Raw genomic sequence first — 17,167 nt, 5'->3', positions numbered from 1 at the left:
TCGCTCTGCGCCATCCCACAAACCACACAAAAAAAATCCCGCCATAGTCGCAAACTCAGCGGTTTTCAATTGCCAGCATCATCAAATCTCAAGCACTACCCTAGAACTCAATACGATTGAGTTCAGCTGTCGGTTATTTAATTTTCCAGGCGGATCTGTGGCAAAACGACACAGATCCCTTTTATAGTTTTGATACCGATAGTTAAGTCCTACTTTCCCGTAACGTCAGGATTTCAACACCATCTTCAGTTACGGCGAGAGTGTGCTCAAATTGAGCGGAAAGTTTGCGATCGCGTGTCACAGCAGTCCAACCATCACCCAAATGTTCAACTTCCCACGTACCTTCGTTAATCATCGGCTCTATGGTAAAAACCATACCAGGTCGCAGACGTTTTCCCTTACCACGGATACCGTAATGAGGTACTTCCGGCGCAGTGTGGAAAACGTTGCTGACACCGTGTCCTACGAAGTCTCGCACCACAGAAAAGCCTTGCGCCTCAGCATACTCCTGAATGGCTGCACCAATATCTCCAATACGTGCTTGTGGCTTAACTTCAGCAATACCTCTTCTGAGGCATTCCTCTGTCACCTCTACCAACTTTTTGGCTTTTGGGGAAGGGGTACCAACAAAGAATGTCTTGGATGTATCACCGTGATAGCCATCAACAAGCGGCGTCACATCAATATTAATGATGTCACCTTCCTTGAGAATTTGCTTGGCATTAGGAATGCCATGACAGATGACTTCATTCACACTCGTGCAAATTGACTTAGGAAAACCCTTGTAGCCAAGAGGTGCACTTTTTGCACCATGCGCCTGTGTCCACCGTTCCGCTTCGTCATTCAGTTCAAGAGTACTAATCCCTGGCTTCACCAGTGGTTCAAGATGGTGTAAGAGTTCGGCTGCCAAGCGTCCAGCCTTACGCATTTTATCTAGTTCTCTGTTAGATAGAATAACAATTGTTTCACTTTTCATCAAATTTCGTCTAAAGAAGAATCTCCCATAAATATAGTTTGCCGTGTTTGTGTGGATAACTGTATATTGGTTTGATCAACACAGAAACTCAACTAATCCTTTTATGGTTGGGTTTCATCCTCAACGATGACAGTCAACCCCATTTCGGCAGAACGCCTTGCTGCATCTGCAACCTTGAGGGTGTACAAGCTTTCTTCTGGGGTGACGTACAAGGGAGTGCCATCAATCAGATGGTCTAACACCATTGTCGTATCTTTGGCAAGCAAACCGCGACGAGCACCAACTTCTATCGGTTTTGTTTCTCCTCGCTGTACCAAAACTCCCTTATCGCCATCAAAAATTAATCCGCCATCTTCACCATGAACTTCAAACCTACGTTCTGCCTGCCACAAAGTTTCACCTTTACCATAGACAACGTGGGCTAACAGTCCGCTGTTGAAGGACAAATGAGTATCGCAGAAACAGCTTTGGTAATACTCTTTCTCTATTTGCCAAAATCGGTTATGACAGTTGACCGAGACAACTTTACCAAACAAATCCACAAGACGGTGCAATCGAGAAAGTGCGCCAATCAAAGGAAAGCCGAAAAGCTCATGATTGTACGTCCATTTGCGGGGTGCAGGATGTTCCGGCTTGGTTGTGTTGTAGCGCACAAAAAAGACTTGACCAACTTGTGATAGATGTTGTTTCAAAGCTTGATGCAATCCACCCAAAAGTTCGATATGTTCAACATGGAGGAATTTTTTTTGTGCTTTTGCCAAGGCAATGAGTTCTTCAGCTTCTGCCACGTTTAAAGAAAGAGGGTACTCTACAACAACGTGTTTACCATTCTTAAGTGCTTGCCGAGCGATTATACCATGATCCCGAGTCACAGTACAAATCATAACTAAATCTATGTTGTCTTGCTCCACCAGTTGCTGCCAAGAATTTACGACCATTATTTGGTAATCTCTAGCAAAAGCTTGTGTCTTCTCTGGTGTGTGACCGACAACAGCGACTAAATGGGAGCGCTGATCATGCAGCAATGCTTCAGCCCGTAATTTTGCTGTATATCCAGTGCCAACCAAACCCACTCGTATGGGGTGTTTTTGCGAAAAAGTAGAATTATCGTACATTATAATTGTTAGTATCTTGAAAATAAAAATCATCAACAGTGAAAATAACCCTATTTTCATATTTTTGATTCAAAAAGCGTGACATAAATCAACTTACCTAAGATTGATATATGTAGCAATTTTTTATACTACTATTTCCAGTTACATTTATTTTTTTTTTTCTCGTAATATCACAAGTGAAGCAATTTCAATGAACGACTGATCCAGTTAAGATAAGGCGTTGTATTTGCTTTAAGATAATTTATACGATCCATTTGCATTCATAGAGGATAACTAAATGGCAAGTTACAAAGTCACACTGATCGATCCTGATGGAGGAAAAAAAACAATTGAGGTAGGAGATGATGAATACATTCTAGACCTTGCTGAAGAAGAAGACATTGATCTGCCATACTCTTGCCGCGCTGGTTCTTGCTCTGACTGTGCTGGTTTGATTAAATCAGGTAGTGTTGATCAGTCTGATGGGAATTTCCTGGACGATGAGCAGATTGATCAAGGATATGTGCTCACCTGTATCGCCAAGCCTACCTCTGATGTCACCATCGAAACCAACAAGAAAGATGATATCGAATAAAGGTTAGGCACCTTAAAAATTAACCTTTTCCAAAAAGTCAGGACTTACGCAAAAATAACCCAATTCTGTCATTGCGACCTCCGGGAAGCAACCGCAAAGCCTTATTTTTCGTCGCGAGTGCGTAAGTCCTAAAAGTCACCGATGTAGCAGGAATAGAAAAAAAGCAGCATAGTAAAGAGAGAAGATTTCTCTTTACTATGTCTGGTCTGTTGCTTATACTTACTTTGGCAATAAATCTAGGGTCTCGGTCACGTATTCGTAATTGACTCAGTGCTATGTTTGTGTATATCCAATTTCTGATGTAATTGGGCGGGTTACAAGCAAGTCACCTTGGTGAGTGAAAGTACAAAAGCTCTAAAGACAGATTGTGTTTGCATTGTCAACCATTATTACTTAACCGCCTCTCTAGATTCACCGTTATTAGGCGAAACCACATCTAATTTTCCAAAGTCAGCCAAGCCATCCAAAGGTTTCAGGCGAAAAACTATCCAAGTTGAATTTAGAACAGCTTGCAAGGAGGACGCAGGGAAGTGTATGCTCCTGGTTGATTATTTACAGCAATTTTTAGATATGCAGATATACGTTTGAGATAGGGAGGAAACCACAGAGTCAGGGAGTAGATAGTGGTATAGTCAAATCAATTAAAAAACGCTGTAAAAATCTAGGAAGTTGAGGCTCCTTTTTATAAACAAAACTTATATTTAAGAACTCACAAAATTTCATTACTAATCGAGTTGAATTTTTGGTTACATACTTTTATTTTTCTCGTAGTATCAGAAGTGAAGCAAATTTTAACCAACGGCTGATCGGATAAGATGAGTCGTTGTCTTTGCTTCAGGATAACTTATACGATCCGTTTGCAAAACAGAGGATGACAAAATGGCTAGTTACAAAGTGACACTGATCAACGAAGCTGAAGGGCTGAACGAAACAATTGAAGTACCAGAGGATGAATTTATTCTAGACGTTGCTGAAGAACAAGGTCTTGACCTACCATACTCTTGTCGTGCTGGTGCTTGCTCTACCTGTGCAGGTAAAATCACAAAAGGTGAAGTTGACCAGTCTGAGCAGTCTTTCTTGGATGATGACCAAATCAAAGCTGGATATGTGCTAACTTGTATTGCTTATCCAACGTCTGACTGTACCATCGAAACCCACAAGGAAGAAGCACTTTATTAAAAGTTAGGCACCCAAAATCAACCTCTTTCAAGAGTCGCGGATGTGATAAGGAGAGAAAACAAGCAACTTGTGCTGTGTCTGCTGCTTACATCTAGCTTAAAGATGGACGTAGCGGTCTAAGAGCTTCGCTGTGAGCGCTCAGCCGAACGGTGTAGGGGTTTAGGGAAAAGACATTCTTGAAAATAAGGAGTCAGGGAGTCACGGAGAAATATTTTCATGTGTTCAGTGGTTTGCAGTTCATGACAGCTACTTTGGCTGAAAGTCTAGATTCACGTTATGCAAGTAGGAATACTAGGAAACCCTACGTTTTGTTTGATCTTGATTCCAGACTAACTGTTCAATCTATCTGACGTTGCGGCTTCTTGTTTTTTCTCATCTCCTCCCGTCAAATTACTCAAACTCCGACTCGCAACATCTGCGCTCATACCCCAAATTAATAATCCTAAATAATCAGAAAAAGGGTCAGCACCAAAAGTTGACCCTTTTTGCATGTAAAGCGATCGCAACCCCACCACCGATAAACCAACCAACAACACTAGAGAAAACAATGGTCGTGCAAACCAGTATGTTGCTTGAGTACGAAACTCACTTCCAGATAAGAAAATCAGGGATTTCTGCAACCACAGCACCAATTTATCCACAGGTTTTTTCACATTAGATTTCGCTGTACTACCAACAGCTGCAACAGCATCTTTTACCCCCTTAGTCACTTCTAACAACTTTATGGATGTCTTATCTTGTCCCATCATTGTTGGAAATTGCAACTCAGCGACATCTTGCTGTAATTCTTCCAGTAAATTTTTTACTTGCTCGTCCTGTTCTAAATCAATTTGCATCCGCACGTTTTTGATTTTTTGCAGAATACCATTGTTTCCCTGAACTTGGGGATGAGTTTTGAAGGATTCTAACTTTTGTTCTATAGTGCGTAACTGTTGTAAACATTCCCAACGAGCAGTAACTTTCTCTAGTTGCGTTGTTGCTGCTTCCAATTTCATCTGCTGCACCAACTGCTCGGCTTTGGATAGCATCGGAATGAGAATTTTTTTGTCTTCTGCGTCAATCACAGCAACTTGCTTTTCTAATTCCTTAACTTTACCTAGAGCTTCAGTTTGGGGAATACCCTTTTCTTGCATATATTTAATTAATCTGCCCAAAAGAATGCCCAAAAATAACACCAGTAATGGTGTTAATGGTGCAATTCGCATCGTCAAGTTAACTGGGATGATTAAACGTTCCCTTGCACCTGATAAACTTAAGTAAACGGCTCCTGTATAGCGGTCTGAGGGAATTTTGGCTTTTTCCCAAGTTAAGGGGACTTTGACAATTTGGTCGGCTTTTAAAGTTTGGGGAATATTAGGTATTTTGATTTGGTCAGAAGTTAACTGATAGCCTGTTTGTTCACCTTTTAAAAACACCTCAGCACTCGTAACTGTTACAGATGCATCTTCTGTGTTGTCAAAAGCTAAATTCCAGTTTTCTAAAAATGCACTGGTTGGAAATAATAAACGTGCTAATCCACAATCTAACCACCAACTACATTGGGTTAATTGTAACTGTACTTGTTCGTTTCCTCGTAAAGGTGTTAGTTTTGGTCTAGCTTTTACTAATAAGCTGATATCAATAACTTGTGGTTTTTGAGCAGGAAGTTGTACTTGAATTTGTCCTTTATATGTTCCTGGTAATTGAGGATTACTAACTTTTATTTGGAAATCTTTGGGTATACCAGGTTGTAATTTAGTTTCACCTAGAAATGATACTTGCTGACGACTAATAATTTCATCACCTTCTTGACGCTTCAAGTCAGAAGCTAAAAAAGTGAATTGTTCTACCTTTGCTGGAGCAGAAAGACGTATGCTACCTACAAGGGTATTTTCCTCATTCAACCAACCTTTTATCTGTAAAGGATTATCTTTAGCATCGACTGTAATATTAGTTTGGGCTAAAGCAGATGTGGGACAAATAAGCAACAAACAGACAACAGCAAAAATCCAGCGTTTCATACATATTATAATTGTGATATTGAACAGGCTAAAGCAATCTCATGGGCAGCATATAAAGAATAAACCAAGCCAAGAGGATTATGCTGCTGTTGCAGCAATTTTCGCCGCACTGCAAGCATCGCCTGTCCCATTGTTTCACCTGCAAACAGTCGCTTAAATACCTCTGTCGCGTAGTATTCAGCAAAAGGTTCTGACACAGGACATTCTGTACCAACAACTCCACTTGCTCCCGCGTTCAAAAAATCATCAATCAAGCTGACATAGCTTTCCGGACTATAATCTCCCGTTGCACAGCCATTAAGAAATACTAACGGGTGATGTTGCCAAGTTGACTCATAACATTCCAGAAAATTGCTGTAAATTCGCTCATCGCTGAGTTCTAAATACGGTCTTTTTGGCATTTCCTCTAAACCACCGTGGCAGTAGAAGTATATTAAATCTAATACATTGCCATGTTCCTCCCAAATGCTTTCTAGCTTTAACATTTCCTCCGCAGATAGTATATTTATTGAACCAGCAGCTTCTAATTTGGGTAAATGTTCTTGCCAAAGTTGAAAATCCCGATAGACGTTAAAACTCAGTTGCAATTGTTGATTATTTTTAATTTGTCGTACTAACGCCACGGGAGAATTATGTTTACTGCTAGCCCAACATGGTAGTTGCTCGATAGAATAGCGATAACCCCAGAAAGCATGAGGGCAAATAAATTTTGGGTCACTTTTATTGGGGCAATTTGTACAATCTAAGTCATGTTCAGTAAAGCGATCACACACCCGATTCTGTTTGCTAGTTTTTATTTTCCGCTCATACAGTAGCGCCCAAGGAATTGTTACTTTTCCTAACACTGGGTTGACTTGAATCACTGTATTTGGTTGGAGGGCAGCTTGTAATGTTTCTCCTTGGTCATCTGTTAATAAACTATCTTGATTTTGTGGTAGAAGTTGACGATAGAGTTCTCGTCCGACATCTGCTAATTTTGGAAGCCAGGTGTTAAGTTGTTCGATGCTTCCCTGGACTTGTCCCCAATATCCATCGACTAAAGTTGAGTGTAGTTGTTGGCGAATTCCGGCGATCGCACTCCCCAATGCAGCAGGTTGCAAGGTTGTATCGTAAAACGCCAGTTCTTTACTACCTTGGGTTCTATCAAGAAAGCGAAAATCAATACTGCCATCTCTTTGATCAAGTTCTACCTCCACAGTTAACACTCGTTCGGGGAGTTGTGCAAGTTGTTCGTTAGTGAGTAAGTCAGTTGTGGTAAAAGTCATGCGGCTACTTTGGGGAGGACGCAAGGATTCAGGAATTTCTGCACCTGGTACAGGTATAATCAGGATTATTAGTTGCTTGCATTGAAGTAGGTAGCCACGATAAAACAATTCCACTTGGATGTAACCACGACCATCAAATTTGTTAGGTTTGACTGTGAATTGGACGTTATCAGATGCACCAGTGCGAGGTAAAGATAGTTTTTTGATAGTTGTATTAATGTTGAAATCCTTGGAAGTCACGACTACATCCAGAGATAGGGTTTCTTGTTCATTCCATACTTGAGCTAAAGCTGTATCTGGGAATGGGGTTGGTTCGCTATCTATTCCTTGTGGTTCTGGGCTGATGTTTATAAATAATGAATAAGTCTGTCCGTGAATGAGGGGTTCGGTGGGTGGAATGGTTGTTTGGTTGTTTGTGTCAGTGAAGTAGGTATTAAAGTAACGATAATTTTCTACGTACTCGGAGATTTTTTCTAAAAAAACGAGTTGCTTTGTAATTTGGTCTTGGTTTTCCGTAAGCAGGATAGTGCTGGTAATATCAATGATCTGGCTTGATTTATCGTAATTTACTAAAGATTCTCCTGGTAATTGTTCCAGCAAGGCGATCGCCTGCTACTGGTGGCTTTTGACTACGACTTAATTATTCCGATGCACCCGGATTCAATATTAAAGCCTAAAATGCATGAGCAAGGTGCATAAATTCTTTTGGGCTAGCCCTAATAAATAAAAGGAAAAAAGATACACAATATTCCCTACCATCATCTGGTGGGGATTTTCATATGTACTATGCACCTCCAGTGCTTCTACAAACTTGGGAAAATTTCCCAAGTTATTTTTTTTGAACCATTTTCTCAATTTCGCCCCATAAACCGCGTTCGATCAAGACGGTATCGCACTATCAATAGCTTTACTCGCATTCTCCGTAGCTTTTAATATTTTGATACTTTCGGGATAAAACGTTACATAGAGTTTCTGTTTGTCTTGGTTGCAAGCCGGAGCGTTTATGTTTGCGAGCCGCAAGTGTGATTCGTTCTGTCGAAATGAGTAGAAACACTCGGGGATGACAGGCAAGGTATAAAGAAGGGAGAAATCTCAACTGAACCTTGATAACTCAACTTTTCGTGATGGTGTAATTCCATCCCTCCAGGTGCAGGAGTGACAGCGAGTCCCCCATTTCAGCAGAATGGTTATCTGTTGGGGTGAAGCGGGGAATCATGGTGGTAACTGCTAGCCTAATGTGGAATCCCGCCTAGCATAGTTGGTCATGGATAGGAATACAAATCTCTCGACTGAATCATCGTAATGCAAAACAAGCCAAAAGGCTGTTAGGCTTGACCCAAAAGGGAAAGGATTGGTGATTGGCTGATTAGCGGCAGACCAATAAGCACTCACAAGAAACCCGGTGAAGAGAGAGAATCCTAAAACCAGCGTCAAACGGAAATTTGGGAACGAAGTAAACCCCTCATATGCTCTCAAGAATTGGTCGAATTCTTGAGTAGGTAGCCGACCGGAAGCTATGTGGGAGAAGGATTGTCTCAGAAGCTAATGCCCTTGGTAATGCAAGGGATATGCAGACGGAGACACGGTGACTTGGATTGTAGAGGTATAAGTAGCAATGTATACGTCTAAAACGAGTTTCAAGACTACGGTGGAATGGAATGCTATCCCCTGGCGAAAGTTAGAAAGGAAAGTATTCAAGTTGCAAAAACGCATCTACAAAGCCTCGCAGCGTGGTGATGTCAAAACAGTCAAAAAACTCCAGAAAACTCTGGTACATTCCTGGTCAGCCAAGTGTTTAGCGGTGCGTAAGGTAACACAAGAGAACCGAGGTAAGAAGACGGCAGGAGTGGATGGGCTGAAAAGCTTATCCCCAAAAGCACGTCTCATCTTGGTAAAATCCCTGAGATTAGGGAGTAAAGCTGCACCTACTCGAAGGGTGTGGATACCCAAACCTGATTCAGAGGGGGAAAAAAGACCGCTCTCGATACCTACAATTTACGACCGTGCCTTGCAGACGTTAGTCAAAATAGCGCTAGAACCAGAATGGGAAGCCCGCTTTGAGGGGAACTCGTTTGGGTTTAGACCGGGAAGAAGCGCCCATGATGCAATTGAGGCAATATTCCTCACAATTAGGTTTAAGCCTAAATACGTGTTGGATGCCGATATTGCACGTTGCTTTGACCGAATTAACCACAATGCTCTGCTGTCAAAATTAAACACATTCCCCACCATTCGCCGACAAATTCGCGAATGGTTAAGAGCGGGAGTGATTGATTTTGCTGCCTATTCTAATAGGCAGAAAACCTACAGCAGAACATCCGAGGGTGCGCCACAAGGCGGATGTATTTCGCCGTTGTTAGCGAATATTGCCCTCCACGGTATGGAGAATCAAATTAAACAATTTGCTCTCACGTTACCCGGAAGTAAAACGGCTAACCGTCAGGCAATAAGCTTAATTAGATTTGCAGATGATTTTGTCATCCTACACGAAAACCTTACCGTTGTTCAAAGATGTCAGCAGATTATTGCGGAGTGGTTAAGCGGAATTGGACTGGAATTGAAACCAAGTAAAACGCGGATATCTCATACTCTTAATAAGCATGAAGATAACGTAGGTTTTGATTTTCTGGGTTTCACCATTAGACAATTTGCTGTAGGCAAAGGTCATAGTGGTAAAAACAGAGGCGGAATATTACTCGGTTTCAAAACCATAATTACCCCAAGCAAAGCAAAACTAAATGCACACACGTATCAGATAGGGAAAGTGATTGAGAGCCATAAGTCAGTACCTCAGTTTGATTTAATTGCTCACTTAAATCCCATCATTCGTGGATGGACATCCTATTACGCAAGTGTCGTTAGTAAACGCATATTCAACAAAGCTGATTCAATACTATTTAGCCAATTGAAAGCATGGGCAGAACATCGCCACCCCAATAAATCTTCTCAATGGAGTTGTCAAAAATATTGGCAAACTATTGGGTCTGATAATTGGGTATTCACATCAATTAATCGGGGAATTCGCCTCCTGAAGCACCGCGAAACTCCTATCGTGAGACACACAAAAGTGCAAGGAAGCAGAAGCCCATTCGATGGTGATTGGGTTTACTGGAGTTCTAGAATGGGTAAACATCCCGAAGCACCAACGAGGGTGGCAACACTCTTGAAAATGCAAAAAGGAAAGTGTGCCCATTGCGGACTATTTTTCCACGACGGAGATTTGATGGAAATCGACCATAAAACTCCTCGCTCAAAAGGCGGTAAGGACAGTTATGACAACCTTCAATTACTCCACGGACATTGCCACGATGCTAAAACGGCAGCAGATAATGTTGCCATTAAAGTTCCAGAGATAGATGAGGATTATCACCTTAATCCCTTCTAACTCGGAATTTATAGGTGTGTTTGACAAACACCAAGTCATTGAGGAGCCGTGTGAATCTAACGATTCATGCACGGTTTTGTAGCCGAGTCAGGAGGGCGACTTCCTGGCTTAGGCATCCAAATATAGGTTAACTTAAGTGGGTGTGTTTGTCACAGAGGTAGGCTATCGCTTCCCTTGGACTCACTCACCAGTGCGTAGATGCGAAGCGAAACCAGCCTGTAGCGTCGTCCAAATACTTTTTCTAAGATTATATGAGCGAACTTATTCATAATCATTATCAAACAATAGCAGGTATGTATGAAGATTTATGGTTTTATTCAGAGGATTTTGTTCAGTTTATTACTAACGAAATCATTGAACATTTATGTCTAAAAAATACAGATATACTTATAGATTTAGGATGTGGTACAGGAATATACGCTAAAGAAATTAACAATCAGATGCAGTTATATAATCCGATTATCTGTGTGGACTCCTCGAACAAGATGCTTGAGCAAATCCCTAATAATCTTAAGTATAAATGCGTGGAAATGGATGCAATAAACTTTTCGGCTTCGTCTAGAACATACAATAAAATTATTATTAAGGAATTAATGCATCATATTAATGAAGAAAAACTGTTATTAAGTAATCTCTTCCAAAGATTGACCTGTGGTGGTATTTTACTGCTAATACTTCTTCCGCCAAAAATTGATTACCCGTTATTTAGTAAAGCTTTGCGTAAATATGAAGAAGTCCAACCCAATTATAATAATCTTGCTAGCTTACTGGAAAAAATTGGTTTTCATGTAGCGGTGGATTTTGTAGAATATCCTTTGGCAATTCCTAAGTCTAAATATTTGCAGATGGTACAAAATCGTTATATGTCTTTGCTTTCAACTTTTGATGATGAACAACTTGCTCTTGGTCTAGCTGAAATGGAACAAAAATATGCCCAGCAATCTATTCTTAAATTCTCAGACCGCTTTGTTTTTATCACAGCAAGTAAGACCTGATGCGTAAAACTATTGGATAAAGACAAGCGCGAGTACTAGCTATGTTTGACTTCTGCAAATTAGCCCAAGGACGGTTCTGACGAACTAACACCCTCACCCAGAACGCTACAATCAAACCAAACCTAAAAAAGTCCTGGCGTTCAAAGATTATGCTAGCTGTCACCCAACAACCCCAAAAAATGACCGTCGAGGAATATCTCGAATGGGAACCTCAGCAAGACGTTCGCTACGAATACGTCAACGGCAAAGTCTTTGCCATGACAGGTGTTACAATTCCCCACAATGACATTGCACTTAACTTTTACACTCCCTTACGCCCACATCTGCGTTCTAGAGGTTGTCGGGTGAATGTGTCAGACGTGAAAGTACAACTCAGTCCCCAAAGCCAGTACTACTATCCTGATGTTATCGTCAGTTGCGATCCTCAAGACCTCAACGCCCGCAAATTTATTCAATTTCCTAAACTCATTGCGGAAGTCCTCTCCCCAGGTACAAGCGGCAAAGACAGGGGTGATAAATTCACAGATTATCTAAAAATCCCCACTTTGCAAGAGTATATATTGATAGACTCTGAAAAAATCTCCATCGAGCGTTTCTGTCGGGGAGAGGGAAGAATGTGGCTTTACTATCCCTACACTGCTTACGATATTATCACTCTATCAAGTATTGAATTTGAGTTTCCTATTGAATTGCTGTATGAAGGTGTTGCATTTGAAACAGAAGCATAACAAGCACGGTAAACTGGTTCAATTGACTAATATAATTAAGCCCAGCTTTCCTTGAAAAATAGTCCTATGCCTTCATTTTTATTAGAAGTTGGTACAGAAGAACTCCCTGCAAGTTTCCTGAGTAGCGCTGTCTCGCAGTGGAAATCTCGCATTCCTCACACTCTGGAAGAAAACAGCCTGACTTACGATGCTGTGGAAGTTTACGGAACTCCCCGCCGCTTAGCGGTACTCATCAAAGGTTTACCCTCGCAGCAGGCGGATCGCGAAGAAGAAATTAAAGGTCCCCCCGCACAAGCAGCGTTTAAAGATGGGAACCCAACACCAGCAGCACAAGGCTTTGCTAAAAAGCAAGGTGTGGAAGTCTCTGCGTTGGAAGTTCGCCCGACTGAGAAGGGAGATTTTGTCTTTGTCCGGAAACTTACCCCCGGTCGTCCAATTGCTGAGATAATAACAGAACTTGTTCCTCAATGGATTTTCAAACTCGAAGGAAAGCGGTTGATGCGTTGGGGTGATGGGGATAAGACATTTTCTCGTCCCATCCGCTGGATTGTTGCTTTGTTAGATGAGGCGGTGCTGCCAATAGAATTGGATAATGGTTCTGAGACGGTAAAGAGCGATAGCACTTCCCAAACTCATCGCGTCTTACATCCAGAACCTGTGACAATATCCCACGCATCTGATTATGTCACCACGCTTCGCTCTGGATATGTCGTCGTTGATCCCGATGAACGCGCAAATACTATCACACAGCAAGTCAAAGAATCTGTCCAAAAGTTAGGCGGTTATGTAGAAATTTACCCAGATTTATTGCAGGAAGTCACAAATCTTGTAGAATTTCCCTCAGCTGTTATTGGTAAATTTGAATCAGAGTTTTTGAACTTGCCTACAGAGGTGATTACCACTGTGATGGTAAGTCATCAGCGTTATTTTCCTGTGTTCCAAAGTTCAAACACCAAAGACTTACTACCTAATTTTGTCACAATCTCTAACGGTGACCCCACAAAATCAGACATCATTGCTGTGGGAAATGAAAGAGTCATTCGTGCACGTTTAGCCGATGGTCGCTTTTTCTACGATGCTGATTTAGAAAAACCTTTAGAAAGCTTTTTACCTCAATTGGAAACCGTCACTTTTCAAGAGGATTTAGGTTCGCTGCGAAAGAAAGTCAACCGCATTTGCAAAATTGCCGCACAAATCACAGAACAGTTGCAATTAAGCGAAAAAGAACGCGAAAACATCCAAAGAGCAGCTCTTTTATGTAAAGCTGATTTGGTCAGTCAAATGGTGTATGAATTCCCGGAATTACAGGGAGTTATGGGACAAAAATATGCTCTTGCAAGTGGAGAAGAGGAAGCAGTTGCAACGGCAATTTTTGAACATTATTTACCTCGTTCGGCAGATGACATATTACCCGAAACTTTAACAGGACAAGTTGTCGGTTTGGCAGACAGACTTGACACATTAGTCAGTATCTTTGGATTGGGGATGATACCCACGGGTTCTTCTGACCCCTTCGCTTTGCGACGGGCAGCAAATGCAGTCGTGAATATCACATGGGCAGCCCATCTACCTATCAATTTACAACAGTTACTGGAAAAAGTTGCAACAGATTTCGCGAGTGAATATCACAAAGATGGGAATCAATTAGTTGCTGCGTTACAAGAATTTTTCCTGCAACGCATCCGTACTTTACTGCAAGAAGAAAAACACATTGACTATGACTTAGTGAATGCTGTTTTGGGAGAAAATGACCGAGAATATACACAAAGGGCGTTGAAGGATTTATTGGATGTGGGCGATCGCGCAACTTTCCTACAAAAAATCCGCGCCAATGGTACATTAGATAACATCTACGAAACAGTGAATCGTTCCACTCGTTTAGCGGCTCAAGGAGATTTGGATACAAAACAACTTGACCCTAAAACTAGTGTTCGTAAAGAACTCTTCCAAAAATCATCCGAGGAAGCATTTTACAATGCGATTGTGGAATTAGTGCCACAAACTCAAGCTGCACAAGAGTCACGAGATTATGGACAGCTAGTAACAGGATTAGAGCAAATTACCCCCACCGTTAGCAACTTTTTTGACGGTGCGGAAAGCGTTTTAGTTATGGACTCCAATCCAGAAATCAAACGCAATCGGTTAAATTTACTCGGATTACTTCGTAACCATGCTCGTGTTTTAGCGGATTTTGGGGCGATAGTCAAAAATTTGTAGCATGAGTAAAAAAAAGTTGTGTGATTATTGAAAATAAACGCTACCATAATGGTGCTTAACCAGGGACCTCTGCCACAGTCTATGCCCAAAGCCCACGTCATTGGATTAGGAAAATCAGGTATTGCTGCGGCGAGATTGTTGAAACGGGAAGGTTGGGAGGTGGAACTCGGCGATCGCAACACCTCCTTAGACTTCCTAAAGCAACAACAAGAACTTGCCATAGAACAAATTACTGTTAAATTGGGGTACTCTTTAGAACTCAATGATTCAGACTTACCTCAACTGATAGTAGTTAGTCCTGGTGTGCCTTGGGATATACCCGTGTTAATTCAGGCACGAGAATTAGGTATTGAAACCATCGGCGAGATGGAACTCGCTTGGCAGCATTTGCAATCCGTCCCCTGGGTGGGAATTACAGGCACAAACGGTAAAACCACTACCACAGCCTTAATTGCCGCAATTTTTCAACAAGCAGGATTAAACGCTCCCGCCTGCGGTAACATTGGCTACGCTGCCTGTGAGGTTGCGCTGTCTGTGGAGAATGCAGGACAAACCAACTCACAAGTCTCCCCCTCATCATCTGACAATCAACTAGACTGGGTGATTGCAGAACTTAGTAGCTATCAAATAGAATCATCTTCTTCTCTTGCGCCTCGCATCGGTGTATGGACAACTTTCACGCCAGATCACCTCAGTCGCCATAAAACCTTAGAGAACTACTACAACATCAAAGCGCATCTGCTGCGTCAGTCTCAGTTACAAGTGTTTAACGGTGATGATCCATATTTAAGGAAAGTCGGTGCAAGTGATTGGTTTGACGCCTATTGGACAAGTGTCAAAGGTAAAGATGATTTAATCGGTTCTAAAGGCTATTACATTGAAGATGGCTGGGTTGTAGAAAAGTTGAATGCAAACTCTCAACCCGAACGCATTGTGGAAGTTTCTGCTTTACGGATGGTAGGAGAACACAATCAGCAAAATTTACTGATGTCAGTTGCAGCCGCGCGTTTAGCGGGAATTGATCAAGATGCTATTGTTCGTGGTGTAAATGGATTTCCTGGTGTTCCTCATCGTTTGGAACACATTTGTACTTGGGAAGGCATTGATTTTATTAACGACAGCAAAGCCACTAACTACGACGCTGCTGAAGTTGGCTTAGTCTCAGTCAAAAGTCCGGTTATATTAATTGCTGGTGGTGAAGCCAAAGCAGGTGATGACACTGGCTGGATAGCAAAAATTAAAGACAAAGCCGCCTGTGTATTGCTGATTGGCACTGCTGCACCGGCTTTTGCTAAACAATTGCAACAAGAAGGATATCAGAATTACGAAATTGTAGAAACAATGGAAAAAGCGGTTCCTAAATCAGCAGAATTAGCAAAACACTATCAAGCATCTGTGGTGCTGCTATCTCCTGCTTGTGCAAGTTTCGACCAATACGCTAATTTTGAACAAAGGGGCGACCATTTTCGGCAGTTGTGTTTGGAGTTGGATAACGGGTGATATCATGTCCGGTTAAAGACTTATCATTTTTCACATACCCTTAAAGCCCATACCAGTTTCTACCTCTTGTTCTCCTTGGGTAGAATCCATGCCGGAAAATACAGTGGTGCGAGAAGTTTCTTGCCTTTTGCCAATTTGACTCAATAAGACGCCAGTTAAAATAACGCTGCCGCCGACATATTGAGCGAAGGTAGGGGCTTCGCCTAAAATGAAATAGGCTGCCAAGATTCCTACGATTGGAGAAAACGAGCCAATTAAAGAAGCCATAGACACCGTCGAAGCTCTCAAGCCCATACTCCAGAAAAATTGACCTAGCACCACAATCACCGCAGCATACACAAACATCCACTGCCATAGGAAAGGCGAGAACACATCCATAAAATGGTTGCTGCCATATAGCTCTAAAGCAATAAAGAAAAAGATTAAGGTTCCCAAAGCAGTACGAAAGATACTATAGATTCCCAAAGGAATTTTGGCGAGAGATCGTTTGCCAATAATCGTGGAAGCGCCTGATGCCACGGCTGCTGCGGCTGCCAAAATTTCCCCAATGCCCACACTGAAACCCCCCATATTCATCATGGTTTGTCCTGGGGGTTGAAGGATGATGGTTAGGATAACGCCGACAAACGCGGCGATCGCTCCCATAACTTCCCAAAGATTCACCCGTTCCTTCAACAACCAAAGTGATAAAGCCAGAGTCAGCGGCGGTTCCAAACGTCCAACTAAAATGACATTGTTAACTTGGGTTAACGCCAATGCCTGGAAAATTAAACCAGGGGCAAGTGCTCCAGATAGAATCGCTATTGCCACAAGACAGTACCAATCCTTCCTTGATAGTTGTTTCAAAGCCCTAAGATTCCACTGTCGCCAGTAAATTGCTATGAAAATTATCAAGGCACACAGGTTTCCCACGAACAAAACATTACATAGAGAAATTGGATTGCGATCGCCCATAAAGTTTTGGGCACCGATTTGTGTCAACTTCCGAGTCACTGCGCTAGATGTTCCAAAAATCAGCATTGCTAGCCAGAGATAGATTTGTCCTGGAATTCTTGGGATAAGACGATGTGTTCTTCTGTATCTGGTCACAATAACACCATTGTTATGAAAGCACTGTTAACGATAGTGAACTTTTCTCTTTAACTCAGGGTGAGGTGAATCTGAGAAAAAGCTGAGTAAAAATTGAATTTTCTCCAAGGATAAATTCAGAAAATTCATGGTTTGGTTTCAGAT

12 protein-coding genes are annotated in these 17,167 nt (G+C 41.8%); 7 read left to right on the top strand and 5 right to left on the bottom strand.

Annotation, left to right across the window (positions count from 1 at the left end):
* Nucleotides 1-202: 202 nt before the first annotated feature.
* Entirely contained in the window at nucleotides 203-976 is a 774-nt protein-coding gene (map, locus tag DP114_RS05870) for a type I methionyl aminopeptidase (protein ID WP_169268584.1), read from the bottom strand.
* A gap of 101 nt (nucleotides 977-1,077) precedes the next feature.
* Nucleotides 1,078-2,091 (bottom strand): Gfo/Idh/MocA family protein, encoded by a 1,014-nt coding sequence (locus DP114_RS05865; protein WP_171975687.1) that lies wholly within the window; start codon nucleotides 2,089-2,091, stop codon nucleotides 1,078-1,080.
* Nucleotides 2,092-2,368: 277 nt separating this feature from the next.
* Between DP114_RS05865 and DP114_RS05860 the strand changes: the two genes are divergently transcribed.
* Both DP114_RS05860 and DP114_RS05855 read left to right on the top strand, forming a co-directional pair.
* Nucleotides 2,369-2,665 carry a ferredoxin gene (locus tag DP114_RS05860; protein ID WP_169268586.1) on the top strand — a complete coding sequence of 99 codons (297 nt, stop codon included), beginning with the start codon at nucleotides 2,369-2,371 and terminating at the stop codon, nucleotides 2,663-2,665.
* 879 nt (nucleotides 2,666-3,544) lie between these two features.
* Nucleotides 3,545-3,844 carry a ferredoxin gene (locus DP114_RS05855; protein WP_169265595.1) on the top strand — a complete coding sequence of 100 codons (300 nt, stop codon included), beginning with the start codon at nucleotides 3,545-3,547 and terminating at the stop codon, nucleotides 3,842-3,844.
* Nucleotides 3,845-4,173: 329 nt separating this feature from the next.
* Here the strand turns inward: DP114_RS05855 and DP114_RS05850 are convergent, their stop codons facing one another.
* Together DP114_RS05850 and DP114_RS05845 are read right to left on the bottom strand one after the other, a co-directional pair.
* Entirely contained in the window at nucleotides 4,174-5,844 is a 1,671-nt protein-coding gene (locus DP114_RS05850; protein ID WP_169265594.1) for a hypothetical protein, read from the bottom strand.
* A 5-nt stretch (nucleotides 5,845-5,849) separates the two neighbouring features.
* On the bottom strand, nucleotides 5,850-7,709 hold the full coding sequence (locus DP114_RS05845; protein ID WP_211178478.1) for a CHAT domain-containing protein: 1,860 nt from the start codon (nucleotides 7,707-7,709) through the stop codon (nucleotides 5,850-5,852).
* Between the two features lie 1,015 nt (nucleotides 7,710-8,724).
* Here DP114_RS05845 and DP114_RS05840 point away from each other — a divergent pair.
* The 5 genes from DP114_RS05840 to murD all read left to right on the top strand — a co-directional run bounded on the left by DP114_RS05840 (nucleotide 8,725) and on the right by murD (nucleotide 15,934).
* The gene (locus tag DP114_RS05840; protein WP_169265593.1) at nucleotides 8,725-10,494 is read left to right on the top strand and encodes a group II intron reverse transcriptase/maturase; all 1,770 of its coding nucleotides are present in this window, start codon (nucleotides 8,725-8,727) and stop codon (nucleotides 10,492-10,494) included.
* 251 nt (nucleotides 10,495-10,745) lie between these two features.
* Entirely contained in the window at nucleotides 10,746-11,489 is a 744-nt protein-coding gene (locus DP114_RS05835; RefSeq protein ID WP_169265592.1) for a class I SAM-dependent methyltransferase, read from the top strand.
* 149 nt (nucleotides 11,490-11,638) lie between these two features.
* Entirely contained in the window at nucleotides 11,639-12,217 is a 579-nt protein-coding gene (locus DP114_RS05830) for a Uma2 family endonuclease (RefSeq protein ID WP_171975686.1), read from the top strand.
* 66 nt (nucleotides 12,218-12,283) lie between these two features.
* Entirely contained in the window at nucleotides 12,284-14,434 is a 2,151-nt protein-coding gene (glyS, locus tag DP114_RS05825) for a glycine--tRNA ligase subunit beta (RefSeq protein ID WP_171975685.1), read from the top strand.
* Between the two features lie 81 nt (nucleotides 14,435-14,515).
* On the top strand, nucleotides 14,516-15,934 hold the full coding sequence (murD, locus tag DP114_RS05820; protein WP_171978123.1) for a UDP-N-acetylmuramoyl-L-alanine--D-glutamate ligase: 1,419 nt from the start codon (nucleotides 14,516-14,518) through the stop codon (nucleotides 15,932-15,934).
* 30 nt (nucleotides 15,935-15,964) lie between these two features.
* On the opposite strand, the gene DP114_RS05815 is transcribed toward murD, so the two are convergent.
* The gene (locus DP114_RS05815) at nucleotides 15,965-17,023 is read right to left on the bottom strand and encodes a DMT family transporter (protein WP_171975684.1); all 1,059 of its coding nucleotides are present in this window, start codon (nucleotides 17,021-17,023) and stop codon (nucleotides 15,965-15,967) included.
* Between the last annotated feature and the right edge of the window lie 144 nt (nucleotides 17,024-17,167).

The organism is Brasilonema sennae CENA114 (assembly GCF_006968745.1).
Classification (GTDB): domain Bacteria; phylum Cyanobacteriota; class Cyanobacteriia; order Cyanobacteriales; family Nostocaceae; genus Brasilonema; species Brasilonema sennae.
This window is presented reverse-complemented; position numbering and strand designations above follow the sequence as displayed.